The sequence below is a fragment of the Paenibacillus silviterrae genome (assembly GCF_030167925.1).
Taxonomy (GTDB): domain Bacteria; phylum Bacillota; class Bacilli; order Paenibacillales; family NBRC-103111; genus Paenibacillus_G; species Paenibacillus_G silviterrae.
Genome location: NZ_JASKUT010000001.1, coordinates 3,830,013 through 3,846,225, shown reverse-complemented (window position 1 = coordinate 3,846,225; position 16,213 = coordinate 3,830,013). Strand labels below are relative to the sequence as shown.

The following is a 16,213-nucleotide window of genomic DNA, read 5'->3' as shown; positions in this document are numbered from 1 at the left end:
AGGCCATGACAATGACGAGTGAACACACGGGACAGGAGAGTCGCAGCGGAGGCAAACGGGGAGAGATGATCGCCATATGCAGCGCGAAGGGCGGCATCGGCCGAACGGTGCTGGCCGTGAACCTGGCGGTGGCCTTGTCCAAGAACAATCATCTGCAGGTCAGCGTGCTCGACGGCGACTTCCAGTTCGGCGATGTGGGACTCGCGATGGATTTGCATTCGGCTTTCACGATGAAGGATGTGGCGGAGAGCCTGGAGGGCTTGGATGCGTTCGGCTTATCGGGCTTTCTGATGAAGCACGGCAGCGGGGTTCGTGTACTGGCCGCGCCGGAGCGTCCTGAACAGGCGGATCTGGTGACGGCCGAGGTGCTGGAGCAGGTCTGCAATCTGCTGCTGGCACAGCACGATTATTTGCTCGTCGACACCGGGGTAGGTTTGCAGGAGGCCACGCTGCAGGTCATTGAGAAGGCGGATCAGGTGTTCCTGCTGACGACGCTGGAAATGGCCGCGATCAAGAATACGAAGCTGATGCTGGAGACGCTGTCGCTGCTCGGCCTGCGCGATAAGGTTCAGGTGATCATTAACCGGTCGACGATGGAAAGTGTCATCAAGGCGACTGATGTGCCCGACATTCTAGGCGAGGAGCTGCCGATGTATGTGCCCAACGATTTTGCTACCGTGGCCGGGTCCCTTAATATCGGCATTCCGTTCGTAATGAATCAAGGCAAGACGGAGGTCGCGAAGGCGGTCTTCAAAATTGCCGAGCAAATGATTTCCCGCCGCGAAATCGCCTTGTTCAAGCCGAAGCAGCCGTCGCTGCTGCAAAGCCTGTTCCATAAGACGAAGAACAGCGCGTCATTCTTCTAAGCGAAAGGAGCTACGCAGATGAGTCTGCTGAATAAAATCCAAGCGCGAACGGCGGAGCGGCCTGTCCGGGAGGAGTCTGCAACGGAGAGCGCGGAACCGCTTTATGCAGCCCAGGAGCCGGGGACCGTTCACCCGCAAACGAGTGCGCCTTCGAGCCCCAAGCCGGGGAAGAAGGATCTGCTCAGCACCTTTCGAGATATTCGGCGGGGAGGCGAAAGCAGCGGTCCGAAGGAGGTCCGCGCCGCTCAGCCGTCCAAGCACCAGGAGCTGAAAAATCGGCTGTATAAGCAGATTTTGAGCGAAATGAAGGATGACGATGTGGAAGCGATCATTCCCAAGCTCGATGCGATGGCTGTAGAGATTATGAAGGAGGACGAATCGTTCCGGGGCAAAATCGACCGCAAGAAGGTTATCGACGAGCTCATTAACGATTTGACCGGCTTCGGTCCGATTAACCCACTGCTGCTGGATCCGGAGGTCAGCGAAGTGATGGTCAACGGGCCGAGCCAGGTGTATGTGGAACGGGGCGGCAAGCTGGAGCTAAGCTACGTGCAGTTCCGCGATGACGAGCACGTGATGAGCATTATTGAGAAAATCGTCGCTCCCATCGGCCGGCGGATTGATGAGAGCAGTCCGATGGTCGACGCCCGGCTTCCGGACGGCTCGCGCGTGAACGTCATTATCCCGCCGCTGGCGCTGAAGGGGCCGACGATCACGATCCGGAAGTTCTCAAAGGATCCGTATACGATCGACGATCTGATCCGCTTCGGGACGGTAACGAAGGACATGGCAGTGTTCCTGGAGGCTTGTGTGAAGGCGCGGCTCAATATTTTTGTCAGCGGAGGCACCGGCTCGGGGAAAACAACCACACTCAACGTGCTTTCCTCCTTCATTCCGAGCGATGAGCGTATCGTAACAATTGAGGACGCGGCGGAGCTGCAGCTGTGGCAGGAGCATGTCGTCTCACTTGAATCGCGTCCGCCGAATATTGAGGGCAAGGGGGGCATCACGATTCGCGATCTCGTGCGCAACTCACTGCGCATGCGGCCGGAGCGCGTTGTCATCGGCGAGGTGCGGGGAGGTGAGGCGCTTGATATGCTGCAGGCGATGAATACCGGCCACGACGGATCGCTGGCGACAGGCCACTCCAACAGTCCGCGCGACATGATCGCCCGTCTGGAGACGATGGTCCTGATGGCGGGAATCGACTTGCCGGTCAAAGCGATTCGCGAGCAGATCGCCGGAGCGATCGACGTGATCATTCAGCAGTCGAGGCTGAAGGACGGTTCGCGCCGCATCACCAACATTACCGAGGTACAAGGGATGGAAGGGGATGTTATCGTGCTGCAGGATATTTTCGCTTATCAGCAGTACGGTGTGGATGAGCAGGGCAAGGTCATCGGAAGGCTGCTGCCGACAGGAGTCCGTCCGAAATTTTATGAGCGGCTGGAGTCCTCGGGCATTCATATTCCGGCTTCTGTCTTTATTGACGGGGAGTAAGGCCATGGCGATCAAGTGGCTGATTGTGTTTCTATTCGCCCTGACAAGCATTTGCTTATTTATCGGGCTGCTTCAACTGCTGCTGCTGTCGGATCGAAAGCTAAACAAGCGGCTGAAGCATTACCTGGCGCTAAATGATAAGCGGAAGCTGAGCGGGAATCGGTTTAACCTGCTCGTCAATCTACAATTATATAAGCGTACGGTCAAGGATAAGGTGTTGACCAAGAAAAAGAACGACCGCATAGGGCACATGCTGAAGAGAGCCGGTCTACCGATCAAGCCGGAGGAGTATATCTTGTTCCAATGGATTGCTATGGCGGTGTTGGCGGGGCTTTTGCTGCTGATCACGGGCAGCCTTGCTTCCCTGCCGGCAGGCGTGGTGCTCGGAATTCTGCTACCGCGGTGGTATGTCAGGAAGAAGGAGCGTGCGCGGATCCAGTCGTTCAACGACGGTCTTCAAGATATGATCACGACGGTGATCGGCTCCCTGAGGGCGGGCTTTAGCTTTCAACAGGCGCTGAAGACCGTCGTTGACGAATCGGATGATCCGATACGCGAGGAGATGGATCTGGTGCTGAAGGAGATGCAGTATGGGGCTTCGATGGAGGAGGCTCTGCACAATCTGAAGGAGCGCATGCCGAGCGGCGATCTGGAGCTGATGATTCAATGTATTCTCATTCAGCGTCAGGTGGGCGGCAACCTTGCGGTTGTCCTGGAGACGATCGTGCAGACCATTCGCGACCGTAATAAAATTCAGCGCCAGGTGCAGACCCTAACCGCGCAAGGGCGATTGTCCGGAATCGTCATCGGCCTGCTGCCGGTCGCGCTCGGGGCGATCCTGTATCTGATGGAGCCCTCTTATATCGGCACCCTGTTCCGGCATCCCGTGGGCATGATGATGCTCGCGGCGGGCGTAGTGTCAGGAACGATCGGCTTCGTCATGATACGCAAATTGACTTCCATAGAAGTATGAGGTGAGGCGCTATGCTGTATTTCAGCTTTTTCCTGTCGGTTACACTGGCGATCTATGCGCTGATGGTGTTCGGCGAGGATCGCCGCAAGCAGGTGAAGCGCCGAATTGCCCTGATCACGGAGGGGGCCTCCGTGAAGGCGGGGCTGTCCGAGCCGGACGAGGCGGAAGAGAAGTCCCGTTTCCTTGCCGGTCTGGTAGGAAGAGTAGGGGGGCGCGGCTGGGCTGGGATCAAGCGACGCTTCAGCCGACGGCTGACGGAGAGGCAGGAGCAGCGTCTGGAGATTCGTCTGCTGCAGGCGGGGCGGCCCTTCGGCTTAGGCCCCGTAGAGTTTCGCCTGCTGCAGCTGGGGCTGTCGCTTTTTCTCCCTGTGCTGGCAGGTCTATATGTGTCGGCACTGGGGGAGGGTATAGGAACCGTCATCGTCGGGGCGCTGCTTGGATGGATGGCGGCCGCGTTCCTGCCCGGGTATTACCTTCGGATGAAGAGCCAGGGGAGAAGCAGGCTTGTGCTAAAGGAGCTGCCCGACGTGCTGGATATGCTGACGGTCAGCCTGGAAGCGGGGCTTGGCTTCGATGCGGCGCTCAGCAAGCTGGTCTCGAAGTCGGAGGGCGTGCTGACGGCCGAGTTCCAGCGCTGCCTGGAGGAGATCCGCCTCGGCAAAACCCGTCGCGAATCGCTCCAAGGCGTCCGCGAGCGGCTCGATCTGGACGAGGTGAGGGCGTTGATCAGCAGCATCCTGCAGGCGGAGAAGCTGGGCATCGGGCTCGTGCAGGTGCTGCGGGTGCAGTCCCATGAAGTGAGGGAGCAGCGGAAGCAGCGGGCGGAGGAGGCGGCCATGAAGGCGCCGATCAAGATGCTGTTTCCACTTGTGCTGTTTATTTTCCCAAGCTTATTTATTGTGCTGTTAGGACCGGCGGTGATTCAATTTATCGAGGCCTTCTCGAAATAGCGACAATCCCTTGGCGCGATCTATGGAGATCGACAGCCAAGGGATTGTTAAGGTTGATTCGGCCGGCCTCCTCGTCAGAACGGGTTCCCCGGCTGCTCCGCTTCAAACTGCTCCAGCAGCTGTCCCGCCTTGTCAAGGTCCTTGACGTGCACCTCCAGCTTCAGCGTTTCGGTGCGCGGCTGCGGCGAGGCGTGAATCGCGCCCATTTGTCCGGCCATCTCCGTTTGGACGCGGCAGCGAACCTGTTGAGATTTTAAGAAAGCGAACCTCGCCTCCAGCTCCTCTATGTTCTCTCCCGAGCTTATCATCAAAGTTCTCCAATTCGCACTGCGACGGTACAAAAAGATCAACAATCCAAGAGCAACGGCCAAAAGAAGTAAGGCTTCCATGAAGAACACCACCTTAGTTTAATTTGGTGAAGCTGCTTGCTTGTCGATACATTAACCTTGAGTTCTAGGAGTGAAACACATTTCTCGAAAAAAGAAAAAAGGTGTCGGGCTACCCCCTTATATCGACAAAGGGGAGCCGAAGCGTGTTCATAACACCCCAAACGGGTGAATAAGGAATGCAAGGGCTAACGATGCTAGTAGCAGGGTTACCATACTAATCGCTAAGAGGAGTGTGACTGTGATGAACGAACACACGAATCCATCGAATCCAAAGCATACCGAGCATGAGCAGCACATGGAGCAGCAGGGAGTACGGTTCGAGGAACCGAAGGATAGAGCAGTGGAGCATCATCATCATTATTATTACGGTGAATCGAAGAATGGCGGTGTTGGAGCCGGGACAGGAGCGAAGACCGCTCCGCAGCGGAAGATTTGGTATAACCAGGGATGGATGTGGCTTATCGTAGCGGTCATCGGGATTGGAGTGCTGATCGTCGGTATGACGATGCTATCCGATCGGATCGGCGGGGTAGGAGAGGCTGTCAAGGAGCAGACAGGGGCGATCCGGGAGCAAACCGGCGTGCTGAATTCGATCCAGCGCAGTCTGAACGAGATGTCGGCCGGACTCAGCAGCAGTATGAAGGACATATCAGAGGGAATCGCAAGCATTGAGAAAGCGATTCGAGAGGGAATTCAAACGCTGCTTAGCGTATTCAAGTAAAGATCGGACTGCCGCGGGCTTTAAGGGCCCTCGGCAGTTTTTGTCATGGGGCGCTTGCCCCTGGCCGTTGCTTCCCCCAGCTTCTGAAGCGGAACACAGCCGATGATAAGCAAGGCTGCCAACGCGTCCGTCCACGTCAACCGTTCCCCCAGAAGGAACACAATGAACATCAGTGTAACGAAGGGGGTAAAGAAGGTAAAGCTGGCGATTAACGAAGCGGAAGAATATTGAAGTGCCCGGAAATACAGGAAAAATCCCAGGATAATGTTGCTTAGACTGAGCCAGATTACACCGTACAGCTCGATTCCTTGAGGAATCATGAAGCGGGATGATACGAGCAGGGCCAAAGCGGACAACAAAAAGGCCACAAAGGTAAGGAAGAACGTGCTTAGCAGCAGATCGGTTTGATTCTTCTTAATGAGGTTGGTGAACAGTCCCCAGCTCACGGCAGCTAAGATAGCAAGGATATCCCCCCTAAGGTTCGTGAAGGCTACATTCGACAGGTCACCTTTGGTCACAAGCAGAACGGTTCCGATGAACCCCATGCCTAGAGAAAGCAGCTTGGAGCCATGCAACGGTTCTTTGTGGATGGGAACGGCGAGCAGCACAATGAAAATCGGGAATAAATAATTCAGCATGGAAGCCTCAACGGCCGGGATCAGCTCAAGCGATTTGAGATAAAAGAAGTCATAGAAAAACGTAAGCACCCCGCAAGAACCAAGCAGAAGCCATTCCGTTCGCTTCCACGAGAGCATAACACGCAGCTGCACTTTATAAAGAACAATAATGAAAAATACGATAACTCCGATCCCATACATATAGAAAAGCAGCTGATAGCTGTCCAAATGTTGTAAGAGTAATTTGCTGATAGCGGCCAAGGAGCCCCACATCAGCAATAAAATCGGCATCAGAACGAAGGGATTTTGAGATGCTTTGAGTTGATTTCCTTGCTTCCGCACTGTCATGATGTCATTACCATTCCTTACTCTTGTAGTATGAATTTTTCAGTCGCGTCAGCAGGCTGCCTGTTACGTCCGGTCTACTCCCGTTTTTTGAAAAAGAGGCCCGCCAACTCGGAGCCGATTATGATGGCGGCCAAACAGCCGAGTGCATAGGGAATCACGAGCGGGACGACCCGCAGGTCCGTAATGTGAATTTGCTGCAGGAATAAGGGATATAGGAGCATCAGCACGACGAACAGGATGATTTTGTACATAGATGGGGTCACCTCGACTAAGGGCTGTTCCGAGCGGTTCTATCCTTCGATTGTACTCCTTTTGCACTTGAATTGCATTCCTTGTCCGCTTCCGTTATCGTAAAGGAAAGACAGGAGGCGAAGCAGGATGAGAATCGAAGTGTTTCACGATACGGTGTGCCCTTGGTGCCGGATCGGCGAGCAGCATTTATTCACCGCGCTGGAGCGATGGGACGGAGAACCGGTTGAGCTGGTGTGGCGCGCCTTCCAGCTGGACCCGGGTACACCTGAGGGCGGCCTCCCATACCGTGAGACGTTGGAGGCGAAGTTCGGCGGAGCCGGCAGGATGGACCAGATGTTCTCCCAGGTATCAGCTGCAGGACAAGCCGCAGGTCTGGACTTCCGGTTCGACCGGATCGAAGTGATGCCGAACACGCTGCTGTCACACCGGCTGATCGCGGTAGCGCCGGAGGAGAAGCAGACCGAGCTGCTGATTGCGGTGAACCGGGCTCACTTCAGCGAAGGGCGGGACACAGGGCAGCTGGAGGTGCTGCTGGATGTCGCCTCGAGCGTCGGGTTGGATGCTGCGAAGCTGCGTGAGCAGCTGGATCGCGGCGAAGGCGCGGAGCAGGTACAGGAGGATCTGGACTTCGGACGTCAAGTCGGAATCACAGGCGTGCCGTTCTACATCATGAACGGAAAGTATGCTCTTACCGGTGCTCAGCCGCCGGAAACGTTCCTTCAGGTGCTGAAGCAAATTCAAGATGAGGCGGAAGAAGAAAAGTAAGCTTATAGGAATGAAGCCCGTTCGGATCCGAGCGGGCTTCATGTATTTTGCGGCACAGGAAACAAGTACTTGCACTGGGTATATATATGCGATATATTGCAAATAAACGATGTTTGTAGGAGAGCTTTATCATGCCGATACCGAAAAACTTTGCCTCGCCGATCCGCATGTCTGCAAAGGAACGCGCCTTCTCCCAGCTGCAGCGCTGGATCATTGAGGGCACCCTGCTGCCGGGAGAGAAGCTGCTCGACGCCGAGCTGGCGGAGTCGCTGGCGGTAAGCCGGACGCCGATCCGGGAAGCGCTGCAGCTGCTGGAGGTGCAGGGGCTCGTATCCATGCATCCCGGCAAAGAAACGCGTGTCACGATGATCGAGAAGGATGACATCCTGAAGATGTACCCCGTGTTGGCGGCGCTTCACGCACTTGCGGCGGAGCAGGCCGCTATGGTCGCGACGCCGGAGCAGCTGGAGGCCCTACGGGAGCGGAACGCTTTGTTCGAAAGAGCGATCCGCGCCGGACAGCCTTTTCAAGCGATGGAGGAGGATGAGGCTTTCCATAACTTGATCGTGGAAGTGTCCGATAATCCTTATGTCGCTTCATTTAGTGCCTCGCTGCAGGTGCACGTCAGAAGGTTTAAATATGTGTTTCTGAAGGAGAAGCTGACGGCCTCGCTCACTTCTGTAGAAGAGCACGCGGAAGTCATCGCTGCTTTGGAGGCGCACAGTACCGAGAAGGCGGCTGCCGCCATGAAACGGAACATCCTGCGCCCAATGAACGAACTGCATGCGCTGCTGTTGTAGAAGAGCCGGTTCCTCCCGCCTGATCTATGAATAGAACGCTATTATCAGCTCAGGATGGGCGGCACCGATATCGCTGATTAAGCCGGCCAGGACGTCTTTATCGAACGCCGCAGCGAAAATGTCCCGGTCCGGCCGGAAGGTGATGCTCGTTCCCGTTTCCTTCGTTACTCCCACTGTTACCAGGTCACTCTGAGGTATGCCGTGCTGATAATCCTGCCGTACAATTTTGCCTTCCCGCCGAACCTCTACAGACAGCCTCTCCGATAGGGCGTTGACCACACCCATAGTGATCCCCTTCTCCGAACCCGGGGAATGGTATGCTGCGCTGGCGTTTAGCCGGCTAAGATCCGTAAGCACATCCTGCACCCGGGATTTCTCCGTGCCGGGCAGGACATGCAGAGGGATGCCGCGCCCATTGTCGGCAATGGTGATCCCTCCGTCCATTTGGAGGAACACGCCCACTTCACTGCAATAGCCCGCCTGATGCTCAAGAATGCAGTTTTGTAAGACGGCCCGAAACAGCAGGTGAGGATCGTACTCTCCTTGAGGTGCCCCCATATAGGAGGCGGCGTGGTTTCTGGTTTCCAGCATGTCGATATAATCGCTCGTATCAAGCAAGTCGGACGTTGCCGCCAACAGCAGAAGCAGGGGCAGGGAGCGATGAGGAGGTAGAGAGTACTTGCCGCCGCGGTCCTCCTGCACCAAAAGCCCGGCTCCGAGCAATGCTTTCATATGGTGGTAAAGCTGCCCCGTCGTACCCATCTGCAGGCGCTCCACCAGTTCTGACCCGGTCAGAGGCTGAACCATGACTGACTTGAGAATATCAAGCCGCTGCTTGTGACTAATAGCAGCAAGCACTTTGGCGGCTTTCTCCCCGTCGAGCTCCAGAAGCTGACGAATCTGCCTTTCTTGGGGGTCCCAGCGGTAGCTTCGCTCTTCATCGCGGATATGGCCAGAATAATAGATAGTCCCCGCCCCGTCATCCTCTGCCCGGATGCTTCCGAGAGCCGAATCCCTCTGCTCAAAGCCTTCCTGAATCCTTTTGGAAGGGGAGGACCCTACAAGCTGGGTGACAAGCTGACGAAGATCATCCAACTGGACTTTTAGTGAATCCAGCTCTGCTCCGTAATCTCTGGCGGTAGCCAAGATACATCACCTCATTAAATTATTAAAATACGTATTTACGTAACTGCGTAAATAATAACATGAAGTGTTTTGTTTTGTAAATATATTCCTGGATGGATAACAAAAAAACGACCTTGAATTGAATTCAGGTCGTTTGGTGGGAGTGCTATTGCGCCATTTCCTTGGCTGCAGCCACCTTGCTGATCCCTGTGTGGATATCAAGCCAGCTGCTGAGCTGCCGGAAGCCGTCGAGCGAGAAGTGAACGATTTGTTTTTCCTTCCCTTCACCGGACATTTCGATGACGATCTTGTTCTCGCTTTCGGTGCAAATGGCAATGTAATTCGAAGTTTCTCCCTGCGCCTCCTCCTGCCAATTGCACAGGTAACTGCTGGTAAAGCTCTTCACGACGCCACTCCCTTTGAATAAGTTAATGACTTTCAAACTGTCAGCTGCATGGCTTACCGCCTCCTGCGTCGGGGTGAGCCTACTCTCCTCCGCAAAGCTAGGCGCCTCCGCCAGCTCCGACGCGGCGGTCTCTGCCTGAGGGGTCGCTACGGGTTCGGCAGCTTCCGAGGCTTCCACAGGCAGGGCCTCAGTCATAGCCTGCGCTTGCACTTCCGGCGTTGTCTCCACCGTCGCAGCGATAGCAGCATGGCTGCCCGACTCCTCCTCGAATGCGAGCGGCTTAAGATGCGGCATTGCGTACTTGCGAATGATCTCCTTCAGCCGTTCCGGGTTGAACGGCTTCATCACATAGCCTTTAGCCCCGGCATCCAGTGCGTCGAAGATCAGATCCTGCTGGTTGCTTGCCGAGCAGATCAAAATAACCGCTGTGGAATCGAGCTTTAGGATTTCCTTAATCGCATCGACGCCGTTCATCTCCGGCATGGTCAAGTCCATCATGACAAAATCCGGAATGAGCTCTTCATAGAGCTTAACGGCCTCGCGGCCGTTGCTTGCCTCACCTACGACCTCATATCCGGACTGTCTTAAGCAATCGGCAACCATTCTTCGCATAAAGTTCGTATCGTCTACCACCAGCACCCGATAGGACATATTCTGTGGCCTCCTTTGTGTTTTCACTGCAAATTCTGTGTCTCAACCGCTGCTGACTTCACGCAGCACTTCATCCACTGTCGTAATGCCGCTGCGTGCCTTCATGAGACCGTCATAAAGCAGGGACTTCGAGCCACTCTGCTCCAGCTGCTGCTTCAGTTCCTCCGGTTGGCGCCTCGATAACATCCAGTTTCGTAGTCCTTCCTCTGCCGTCACCACCTCTTGAAGAGGAACATACCCCCTATAGCCCGTCTGCTGGCATAGGCTGCAGCCACTGCCCCGGATGACCGTAGGCTTGCCGCTGATCTGGGCGGATACGAAGGAGCGGAAGTTTCCGATCAGCCCCTTGCTTGCCTTGCCGTCCTCCGGATGAAGCAGCCCATGGCTTTCGAATTGGGCGGCCTCCTCATCCGTGACCGGAACCGATTGGGCGCATTGCTTGCATACTCTGCGTACCATACGCTGGGAAACGACACAATGCAGGGAGGAAGCCGCTAAGTAGGGATCCGTTCCCCTATCCAGCAAGTGCTGAAGGGTCTCTGCCGCACTGCTGCCAAGGACACTCCCTATAATCAGCTTTCCCCCAGCTGCGGCGCGGAGCGCCATCTGCAGCATGCCCGGCGAAGAAAGATCATCGATCAGGATGGCGTTCGGCTCCTGCCTAAGCACGGAGCGGAGAGCCAGAGGGGCCGTGAGGCCGACTTCATCCTTCACTTCCACTTGCTGAACGCCGTCCAGCCTGCGCAGTACACGTTCCTCGACCGATGCGCATCGGAGCGTTTCTTTGTTCAGCTCCTCCATCAGCGTGTACAGCGTTGTCGTTTTGCCGCTGCCCCAAGGCCCTGAAACTAATATCAGTCCGGAGGGCCGTCGAACCGACTTTTCCAATTTATGGAGGTTCGGCTCACTGAGCGATAGTTCGGAGAGCTTGCGGATTGCTTCCGAAGCATCGGTTACACTGACGAAAAGGCTCTCCCCCGCGGTGGTTGGCAGAGTGGAGAGACGCAGATCGACCGTCCTGTCCGCTACATGGACCCGCAGCGATCCTTCCTGAGGGAGCTTACGCTCCGAAGGGTCGAGCGCAAAGGCGTTCTTCATCCGTTCCGTCAGCCCAAGCTGCAGTTTAGAGGGCAGCGTTGTATGGGTTCGCATCGAACGGTCGATTTTGAATCGGACCCAAGCACCCTCATTCTGTGGCTCCAGGTAAATACCGCAAGCCGTTTGCCGAACGGCCTCCTCCAGCAATTGCTCCCAGAGATCCGTCGCATCCTGCATACCGTAGTGCCGAAGCACGGCTTGCTCGATTTCCGTTCTTGTCGCAAGACAGGGCTGTACCAGCAAGCCGGTTGTCATTTGGATGTCCTTAAGGGCCTCCTGATTCAGGGGGTCCAGCATGACCACCCTTAGTTTTCTCCCTTTGACCTCCAGCGGCATGACCCCGTGCTTACGGGCTAACGTCCCTGGGATCAGCTGCAGGGTTTGCTCGTCGAACTGAGCCTCCTCCATATTGACTACGGGGACGCCGAGCTGGAATTCGAGCGCCTCTACAAGCTGCCGTTCTGTGATAGAGCCGCTTAAGGTTAGCAGCTCACCCAGCTTGCGGGGCGTGGTCGCCTGCTGCAGAAGGGTCTGCTCCAACGTTTCCTTCGTAATCAGCCCGTTCATGATTAGAAGCTCGCCAAGTCGCATAGGGATCTCCTCTCTCTAGAAATGAACGCAAAAAAGCCAAGCACCTCCGAGCAACCCGGCTGTCCTGCCATCCCTGGGGATGGGGTAGACCCGTGGCTTTGCGTCCCCTACTTTCGTACGGGTTTGCCTTTGTTCCTTGTCTTGGCTTCCTACACACATCGTCAAATTTCACTTACTATCAATTGTACCAGAGCCCGTACTAATCGATATGAGGAGGGAGAATCAATTGTAACCGATACCATCATAGGCCTGAAGAGGGTCATGGCGACCTTTCAAACAAGGAATACAGTCCCCCCAGGAGGGACTTTTTTCCTTATGGAAGCCGATTGCTTTTAACATAAACTCCGGGTTAAGGGTAAGGTGACACAGTGAATTCCGCCCCCCAGCTTATAGATTTCATCGACCTCTACGGGAATGAAGTCAATCCCATGTTTAGCAAGCAGGTCCATCGTACGAGCTCCGCTGCTGGAGAATAAGACCCTTCCCGGTTCGAGGGTCAGGGCATTGATCGTTAGGGGAGGATCCTTAGGATCTACATGCAGCAGCTCGATGTCGCGCTGGTGCAGCTCATCGAGAAACCAAAACGGCAGCAGCGCCGTGTTCACGAGAGCTTTGTGATGATCGATCGGCATAAAGGCTTCGTCCAGATGGATGATCGTTGAGGGCAAATCGATGACTAGGAGGCGAATTTGCTGCAAGGATAAAATGAACCGGATTTGCTCAATCCCCGCAGGATTAACCCGTTCGGACCGGCCGATTAGCGCAGTGGCCGGATCCAGCATCATAAAGCTGCCGCCCTCCGCAAGGCCCGTTCCCTGAACCATGCCTAGGATTGGAATTCCCAGCCCTGCGAATGTTCGGGTAGCCAGCGGTGTCTCCCCATAGCGCAAGTGAAGGGCCGGACGGGACAGGACAACACCTCCGGGTATTACCATAGCAAGGTCCCTCGTGAACATTCGCTCCGGGAGTCCATCGGAGGCTTCGTCCAGTGACAGGACTTCGATCCCCTCCTTCTTCAACGCTTGAGTCAAGCCGTCATATTGTGATTGCAGCCGTTTCAAAGCAGGGAGCTCCTCTTGTTGGTAGTCACTAGGTGTGTTGCCCTTTACCTCTTCGTTGAACACAGGACCGGCTTCGATTTCTGCCACATGGCGGTGCAGATGCAGCACTTCCCGGCCCGGACGATGCATCAGAATTTTGCCTATGCGGCCGATCTCATTCGATGCCCCCCAATAATCCCCCCATACTTCTCGAAGCATTTCCTTATCGTAAGAGGGCTTCGTCACCAAGTCCCTGGATAAATATCGTTTAGTAAGCTTCATAAGTGCAGTCTCATTCCTTTCCTCTCTTTTCAGTGTAACCACAGATCAACGGTTTCAGCCTAGGATTTGGGCAAAGAAGAAAGTAGTGGTACAATGGCAGGAGTATGATTATAGGAGATGAACCATGTTTAGCGAAGATGTTATTTTGACCAAAGAGGGGCTTGCGAATTTGGAGGCCGAGCTTGAGGAGCTCAAAACCGTAAAGCGTAAAGAGCTGGCCGAGCGCCTTAAGGTAGCCATCAGCTACGGCGATTTAAGGGAAAACAGTGAATATCATTCGGCGAAGGACGAGCAGGCATTCTTGGAAACTCGTATCAAGACGCTGGAGAACATGCTCAAGAAAGCCCGCGTCGTGGAAGCCGGAGCCAATGATCTTTCGACGGTACAAGTGGGCTGCAAGGTGGTTCTCCATGATGTGGAGTTTGACGAGAAGGTAGAGTACCAGTTAGTAGGTCCGGCCGAAGCGGATGTGGAGAGCAACAAGATCTCGTACGAAAGTCCCCTGGGCAAGGAGCTAATGGGTAAGTCAGTCGGTAGTAAAATCAGCGTTCCGGCGCCGTCCGGGATTATCGAATATGAGCTGTTAGAGATCAAGCTGTAGGCAGAACAACTCAAATCACTCCACCTAGGGGTGATTTTTGTTTTTCATGATTTCGGTATGGGGGCCGTTGACAGGCTTAGTGGGCGTTGGATACGATGATGCATATGGCTTTCAAGCACGCCTGAAGGTCGAGAAGCTGGGCGGCGCGGATGAGCTGCTGACGGCGCTGGAAACCATGTGATGCATCAGCGCCAGAATGAATGCAAGAGCTGGTGCCGATGTAGAACACGGGCTTATGGCGTACCTAGCGAGGATGAGAACTATCGGACGATGAAGCGAGGATCGGGAGGGGATGGATGGGTGGAAGAAAAAGGAGAAAAAGACACGTGGGCAATCGGCAGAGCCGCAGAGCAGGTCCTGATCGGACTCGCCGGATGGGGCGACCACGATTCGCTCTATGCGGATACGGGCGTGACCGGCAGGGATAAGCTCCGGGCGTACAGCGGGCATTTTCCTGTGGTCGAGGTGGACAGCTCCTTCTATGCGATCCAGTCCCCCGAGACCTTCGCCCGGTGGGCCGAGGAAACGCCGCCGGGCTTCCGCTTCGTAGTCAAGGCTTACCAGGGGTTAACCGGCCACCAGCGGGGGCCGGAGATGGTGCGCCGCGCGCTGGCGGCGCTGAAGCCGGTGGATCCGCACCTCCGCGGGGTGCGGCCTTCTCCCGCTGCGGCCCACCCGAGCCGCAGCGAGCTGTTCCGCGCGTTCCGCGACTCGATCGCGCCGCTGGCTCACGCGGGTAAGCTGCTGGCGGTACTGTTCCAGTACCCGCCCTGGTTCGACTGTACCCGCGAGAACGTGGAGTCGCTGCGCTATGCGCGTGCAGCGATGGAGGGGCTGCCGGTGGCGCTGGAGTTCCGCCACCGCAGCTGGTTTGCGCCGCAGCTGCGGGAGCGCACCCTCTCCTTCATGAGGAAGGAGGGGTGGGCGCACAGCATCTGCGATGAGCCGCAGGCCGGCGAAGGCAGCGTGCCGACCGTGCTGGAGGTCACGCACCCGGACCTGACGGTCGTACGTTTCCATGGGCGCAACGTCGCCGGGTGGAATAACACCGGCCAAACCGATTGGCGCGATGTGCGGTATCTTTACCATTACAGCGAGACGGAGCTCGCCGAATGGGCAGACCGCCTTGCGCAGCTGCAGCGTCAGACGGCTCGCATTGCCGTCATCTTCAATAACAATTCCGGCGGTCATGCGGCCGGCAACGCCAAGGAGCTTATGCAGCTCATGGATATTGACTACGAAGGCTTGGGTCCGAGGCAGCTGGATCTGTTCTAAGGGAACGGTGATGATGCTTGGTCATGCGGTAGACCGCCGCTTTTGGCCCCTATCCCTGTGGCTCAGTAATCGGCCGTCAAGAGCCCGATGGGACTCAGAATTCCCCTTCCGCTCATTCTCTGATCACGAATTGCCCCATGGTGCACGGAGTTTAATGCCTCCTCCCTTCTAGAGAAGGGGGGATGCTCAAGAGCAGAAGCTAATCAGCTGCCTGTAGGTATAACGAGGCATGTTCATGCACAGGTGTGTTAACGAAGACAACACAGATGCCCCATCCTTGGAATGGTTGATTCGATAACAAAATTCGTCAAGATAGACCTGCAGATGCTTGCGACCGAGGCCCTTGAAGGTACGGTTCATCCATCGGCTTGCGCGACCGGCCAGCTGAAGCAGCGGGACAAGCCTGGCGGAGCTATACCTTTGGGTTACGCAGGTTACAGCCGTGGCTGCGGAGCTGATTTCATTCTGTGTGAAGGCCTTAATCGCATCACGGTGAACGATTCGATTCTGAATATGCTTCTTGGAAATCAGCTTCATTTTGACATAGTCCGTGCCATCAGGTGCGGTTGCAGAGCTTCCGGTTCCGACAAAGAAAGGATGCTCTGTGGGGGAAGCCTGAAACGAAGCGTTCAAAGGCCGGTTATAAACAGCCGCATTTACTTGCACGATGCCCAGCAGGAGGTTCTCCATGTCAGCGGAACCAATGGCATAGCGAATTTTTTGCAGCATGGTCCAGGCTGTTTTGTAGGTTACACAGATGATCTGGCTCAGTCGTAGGGCCGAAGTCCCCATGTCGGAGGAAACCAGAGCTAGTGCAGTGAACCATTTGGTAAGGTCGGTTTTGCTTCCTTCAAAGACGGAACCTGTCAGTAGGGAGGCTTGATGGCGGCACAGACGGCATTCAAGAAAGTTTGTTACTAACCGTGTTCTGAGCAATGGGGATAAGGTTCAAACGAGATCGCC

The 16,213-nt window shown here is 55.6% G+C and carries 18 protein-coding genes and 1 riboswitch; of the genes, 10 read left to right on the top strand and 8 right to left on the bottom strand.

Annotated features, from left to right (window positions below; genetic code table 11):
- The first annotated feature begins 11 nt into the window (after positions 1-11).
- The 4 genes from QMO62_RS17650 to QMO62_RS17635 are packed head-to-tail and all read left to right on the top strand — an operon-like array spanning position 12 to position 4,289.
- Positions 12-866: a CpaE/TadZ family protein gene (locus QMO62_RS17650; RefSeq protein WP_284642916.1), complete on the top strand. Its 855-nt coding sequence runs from the start codon at positions 12-14 to the stop codon at positions 864-866.
- 18 nt (positions 867-884) lie between these two features.
- Positions 885-2,366: a TadA family conjugal transfer-associated ATPase gene (locus tag QMO62_RS17645; protein ID WP_284642915.1), complete on the top strand. Its 1,482-nt coding sequence runs from the start codon at positions 885-887 to the stop codon at positions 2,364-2,366.
- 4 nt (positions 2,367-2,370) lie between these two features.
- Positions 2,371-3,339 carry a type II secretion system F family protein gene (locus QMO62_RS17640; protein ID WP_284642914.1) on the top strand — a complete coding sequence of 323 codons (969 nt, stop codon included), beginning with the start codon at positions 2,371-2,373 and terminating at the stop codon, positions 3,337-3,339.
- Positions 3,340-3,350: 11 nt separating this feature from the next.
- Positions 3,351-4,289, top strand: a complete 939-nt coding sequence (locus tag QMO62_RS17635; protein ID WP_284642913.1) for a type II secretion system F family protein — start codon at positions 3,351-3,353, stop codon at positions 4,287-4,289.
- 74 nt (positions 4,290-4,363) lie between these two features.
- Here QMO62_RS17635 and QMO62_RS17630 read toward each other — a convergent pair whose 3' ends face one another.
- Positions 4,364-4,678, bottom strand: a complete 315-nt coding sequence (locus tag QMO62_RS17630) for a hypothetical protein (protein ID WP_284642912.1) — start codon at positions 4,676-4,678, stop codon at positions 4,364-4,366.
- 241 nt (positions 4,679-4,919) lie between these two features.
- Here QMO62_RS17630 and QMO62_RS17625 point away from each other — a divergent pair, with 241 nt between their 5' ends.
- Entirely contained in the window at positions 4,920-5,399 is a 480-nt protein-coding gene (locus QMO62_RS17625) for a hypothetical protein (RefSeq protein WP_284642911.1), read from the top strand.
- A 20-nt stretch (positions 5,400-5,419) separates the two neighbouring features.
- Here QMO62_RS17625 and QMO62_RS17620 read toward each other — a convergent pair whose 3' ends face one another.
- Complete coding sequence (locus tag QMO62_RS17620) at positions 5,420-6,364, bottom strand: DMT family transporter (RefSeq protein ID WP_284642910.1); 945 nt, start codon at positions 6,362-6,364, stop codon at positions 5,420-5,422.
- A gap of 74 nt (positions 6,365-6,438) precedes the next feature.
- A complete protein-coding gene (locus QMO62_RS17615; protein WP_284642909.1) occupies positions 6,439-6,615 on the bottom strand; it encodes a hypothetical protein in 177 nt (58 codons plus the stop codon).
- A 127-nt stretch (positions 6,616-6,742) separates the two neighbouring features.
- On the opposite strand from QMO62_RS17615, the gene QMO62_RS17610 reads away from it, so the two are divergent.
- Both QMO62_RS17610 and QMO62_RS17605 read left to right on the top strand, forming a co-directional pair.
- A complete protein-coding gene (locus QMO62_RS17610; RefSeq protein WP_284642908.1) occupies positions 6,743-7,381 on the top strand; it encodes a DsbA family oxidoreductase in 639 nt (212 codons plus the stop codon).
- Positions 7,382-7,512: 131 nt separating this feature from the next.
- The gene (locus QMO62_RS17605; RefSeq protein WP_284642907.1) at positions 7,513-8,181 is read left to right on the top strand and encodes a GntR family transcriptional regulator; all 669 of its coding nucleotides are present in this window, start codon (positions 7,513-7,515) and stop codon (positions 8,179-8,181) included.
- Between the two features lie 24 nt (positions 8,182-8,205).
- Here the strand turns inward: QMO62_RS17605 and QMO62_RS17600 are convergent, their stop codons facing one another.
- From QMO62_RS17600 to QMO62_RS17585, 4 genes are all read right to left on the bottom strand, one after another.
- Positions 8,206-9,327, bottom strand: coding sequence for an ArsR family transcriptional regulator (locus tag QMO62_RS17600; RefSeq protein WP_284642906.1), 1,122 nt, complete (start codon positions 9,325-9,327; stop codon positions 8,206-8,208).
- A 145-nt stretch (positions 9,328-9,472) separates the two neighbouring features.
- Positions 9,473-10,363 (bottom strand): response regulator, encoded by an 891-nt coding sequence (locus QMO62_RS33555; RefSeq protein WP_372516684.1) that lies wholly within the window; start codon positions 10,361-10,363, stop codon positions 9,473-9,475.
- Positions 10,364-10,405: 42 nt separating this feature from the next.
- The gene (locus tag QMO62_RS17590) at positions 10,406-12,052 is read right to left on the bottom strand and encodes a GspE/PulE family protein (protein ID WP_504928721.1); all 1,647 of its coding nucleotides are present in this window, start codon (positions 12,050-12,052) and stop codon (positions 10,406-10,408) included.
- A 46-nt stretch (positions 12,053-12,098) separates the two neighbouring features.
- Positions 12,099-12,190, bottom strand: a riboswitch (cyclic di-GMP riboswitch).
- Positions 12,191-12,384: 194 nt separating this feature from the next.
- Positions 12,385-13,374: a dimethylarginine dimethylaminohydrolase family protein gene (locus QMO62_RS17585; protein ID WP_284642904.1), complete on the bottom strand. Its 990-nt coding sequence runs from the start codon at positions 13,372-13,374 to the stop codon at positions 12,385-12,387.
- A gap of 124 nt (positions 13,375-13,498) precedes the next feature.
- Here QMO62_RS17585 and greA point away from each other — a divergent pair, with 124 nt between their 5' ends.
- The 3 genes from greA (at position 13,499) to QMO62_RS17570 (ending at position 15,250) form a co-directional block, all read left to right on the top strand.
- Positions 13,499-13,975 carry a transcription elongation factor GreA gene (greA, locus tag QMO62_RS17580; RefSeq protein ID WP_284642903.1) on the top strand — a complete coding sequence of 159 codons (477 nt, stop codon included), beginning with the start codon at positions 13,499-13,501 and terminating at the stop codon, positions 13,973-13,975.
- Positions 13,976-14,021: 46 nt separating this feature from the next.
- The gene (locus QMO62_RS17575; RefSeq protein ID WP_284642902.1) at positions 14,022-14,156 is read left to right on the top strand and encodes a hypothetical protein; all 135 of its coding nucleotides are present in this window, start codon (positions 14,022-14,024) and stop codon (positions 14,154-14,156) included.
- Positions 14,157-14,275: 119 nt separating this feature from the next.
- Positions 14,276-15,250 (top strand): DUF72 domain-containing protein, encoded by a 975-nt coding sequence (locus tag QMO62_RS17570; RefSeq protein WP_284642901.1) that lies wholly within the window; start codon positions 14,276-14,278, stop codon positions 15,248-15,250.
- A gap of 186 nt (positions 15,251-15,436) precedes the next feature.
- On the opposite strand, the gene QMO62_RS17565 is transcribed toward QMO62_RS17570, so the two are convergent.
- Complete coding sequence (locus tag QMO62_RS17565) at positions 15,437-16,186, bottom strand: DDE transposase (protein WP_284642900.1); 750 nt, start codon at positions 16,184-16,186, stop codon at positions 15,437-15,439.
- Positions 16,187-16,213: the final 27 nt, after the last annotated feature.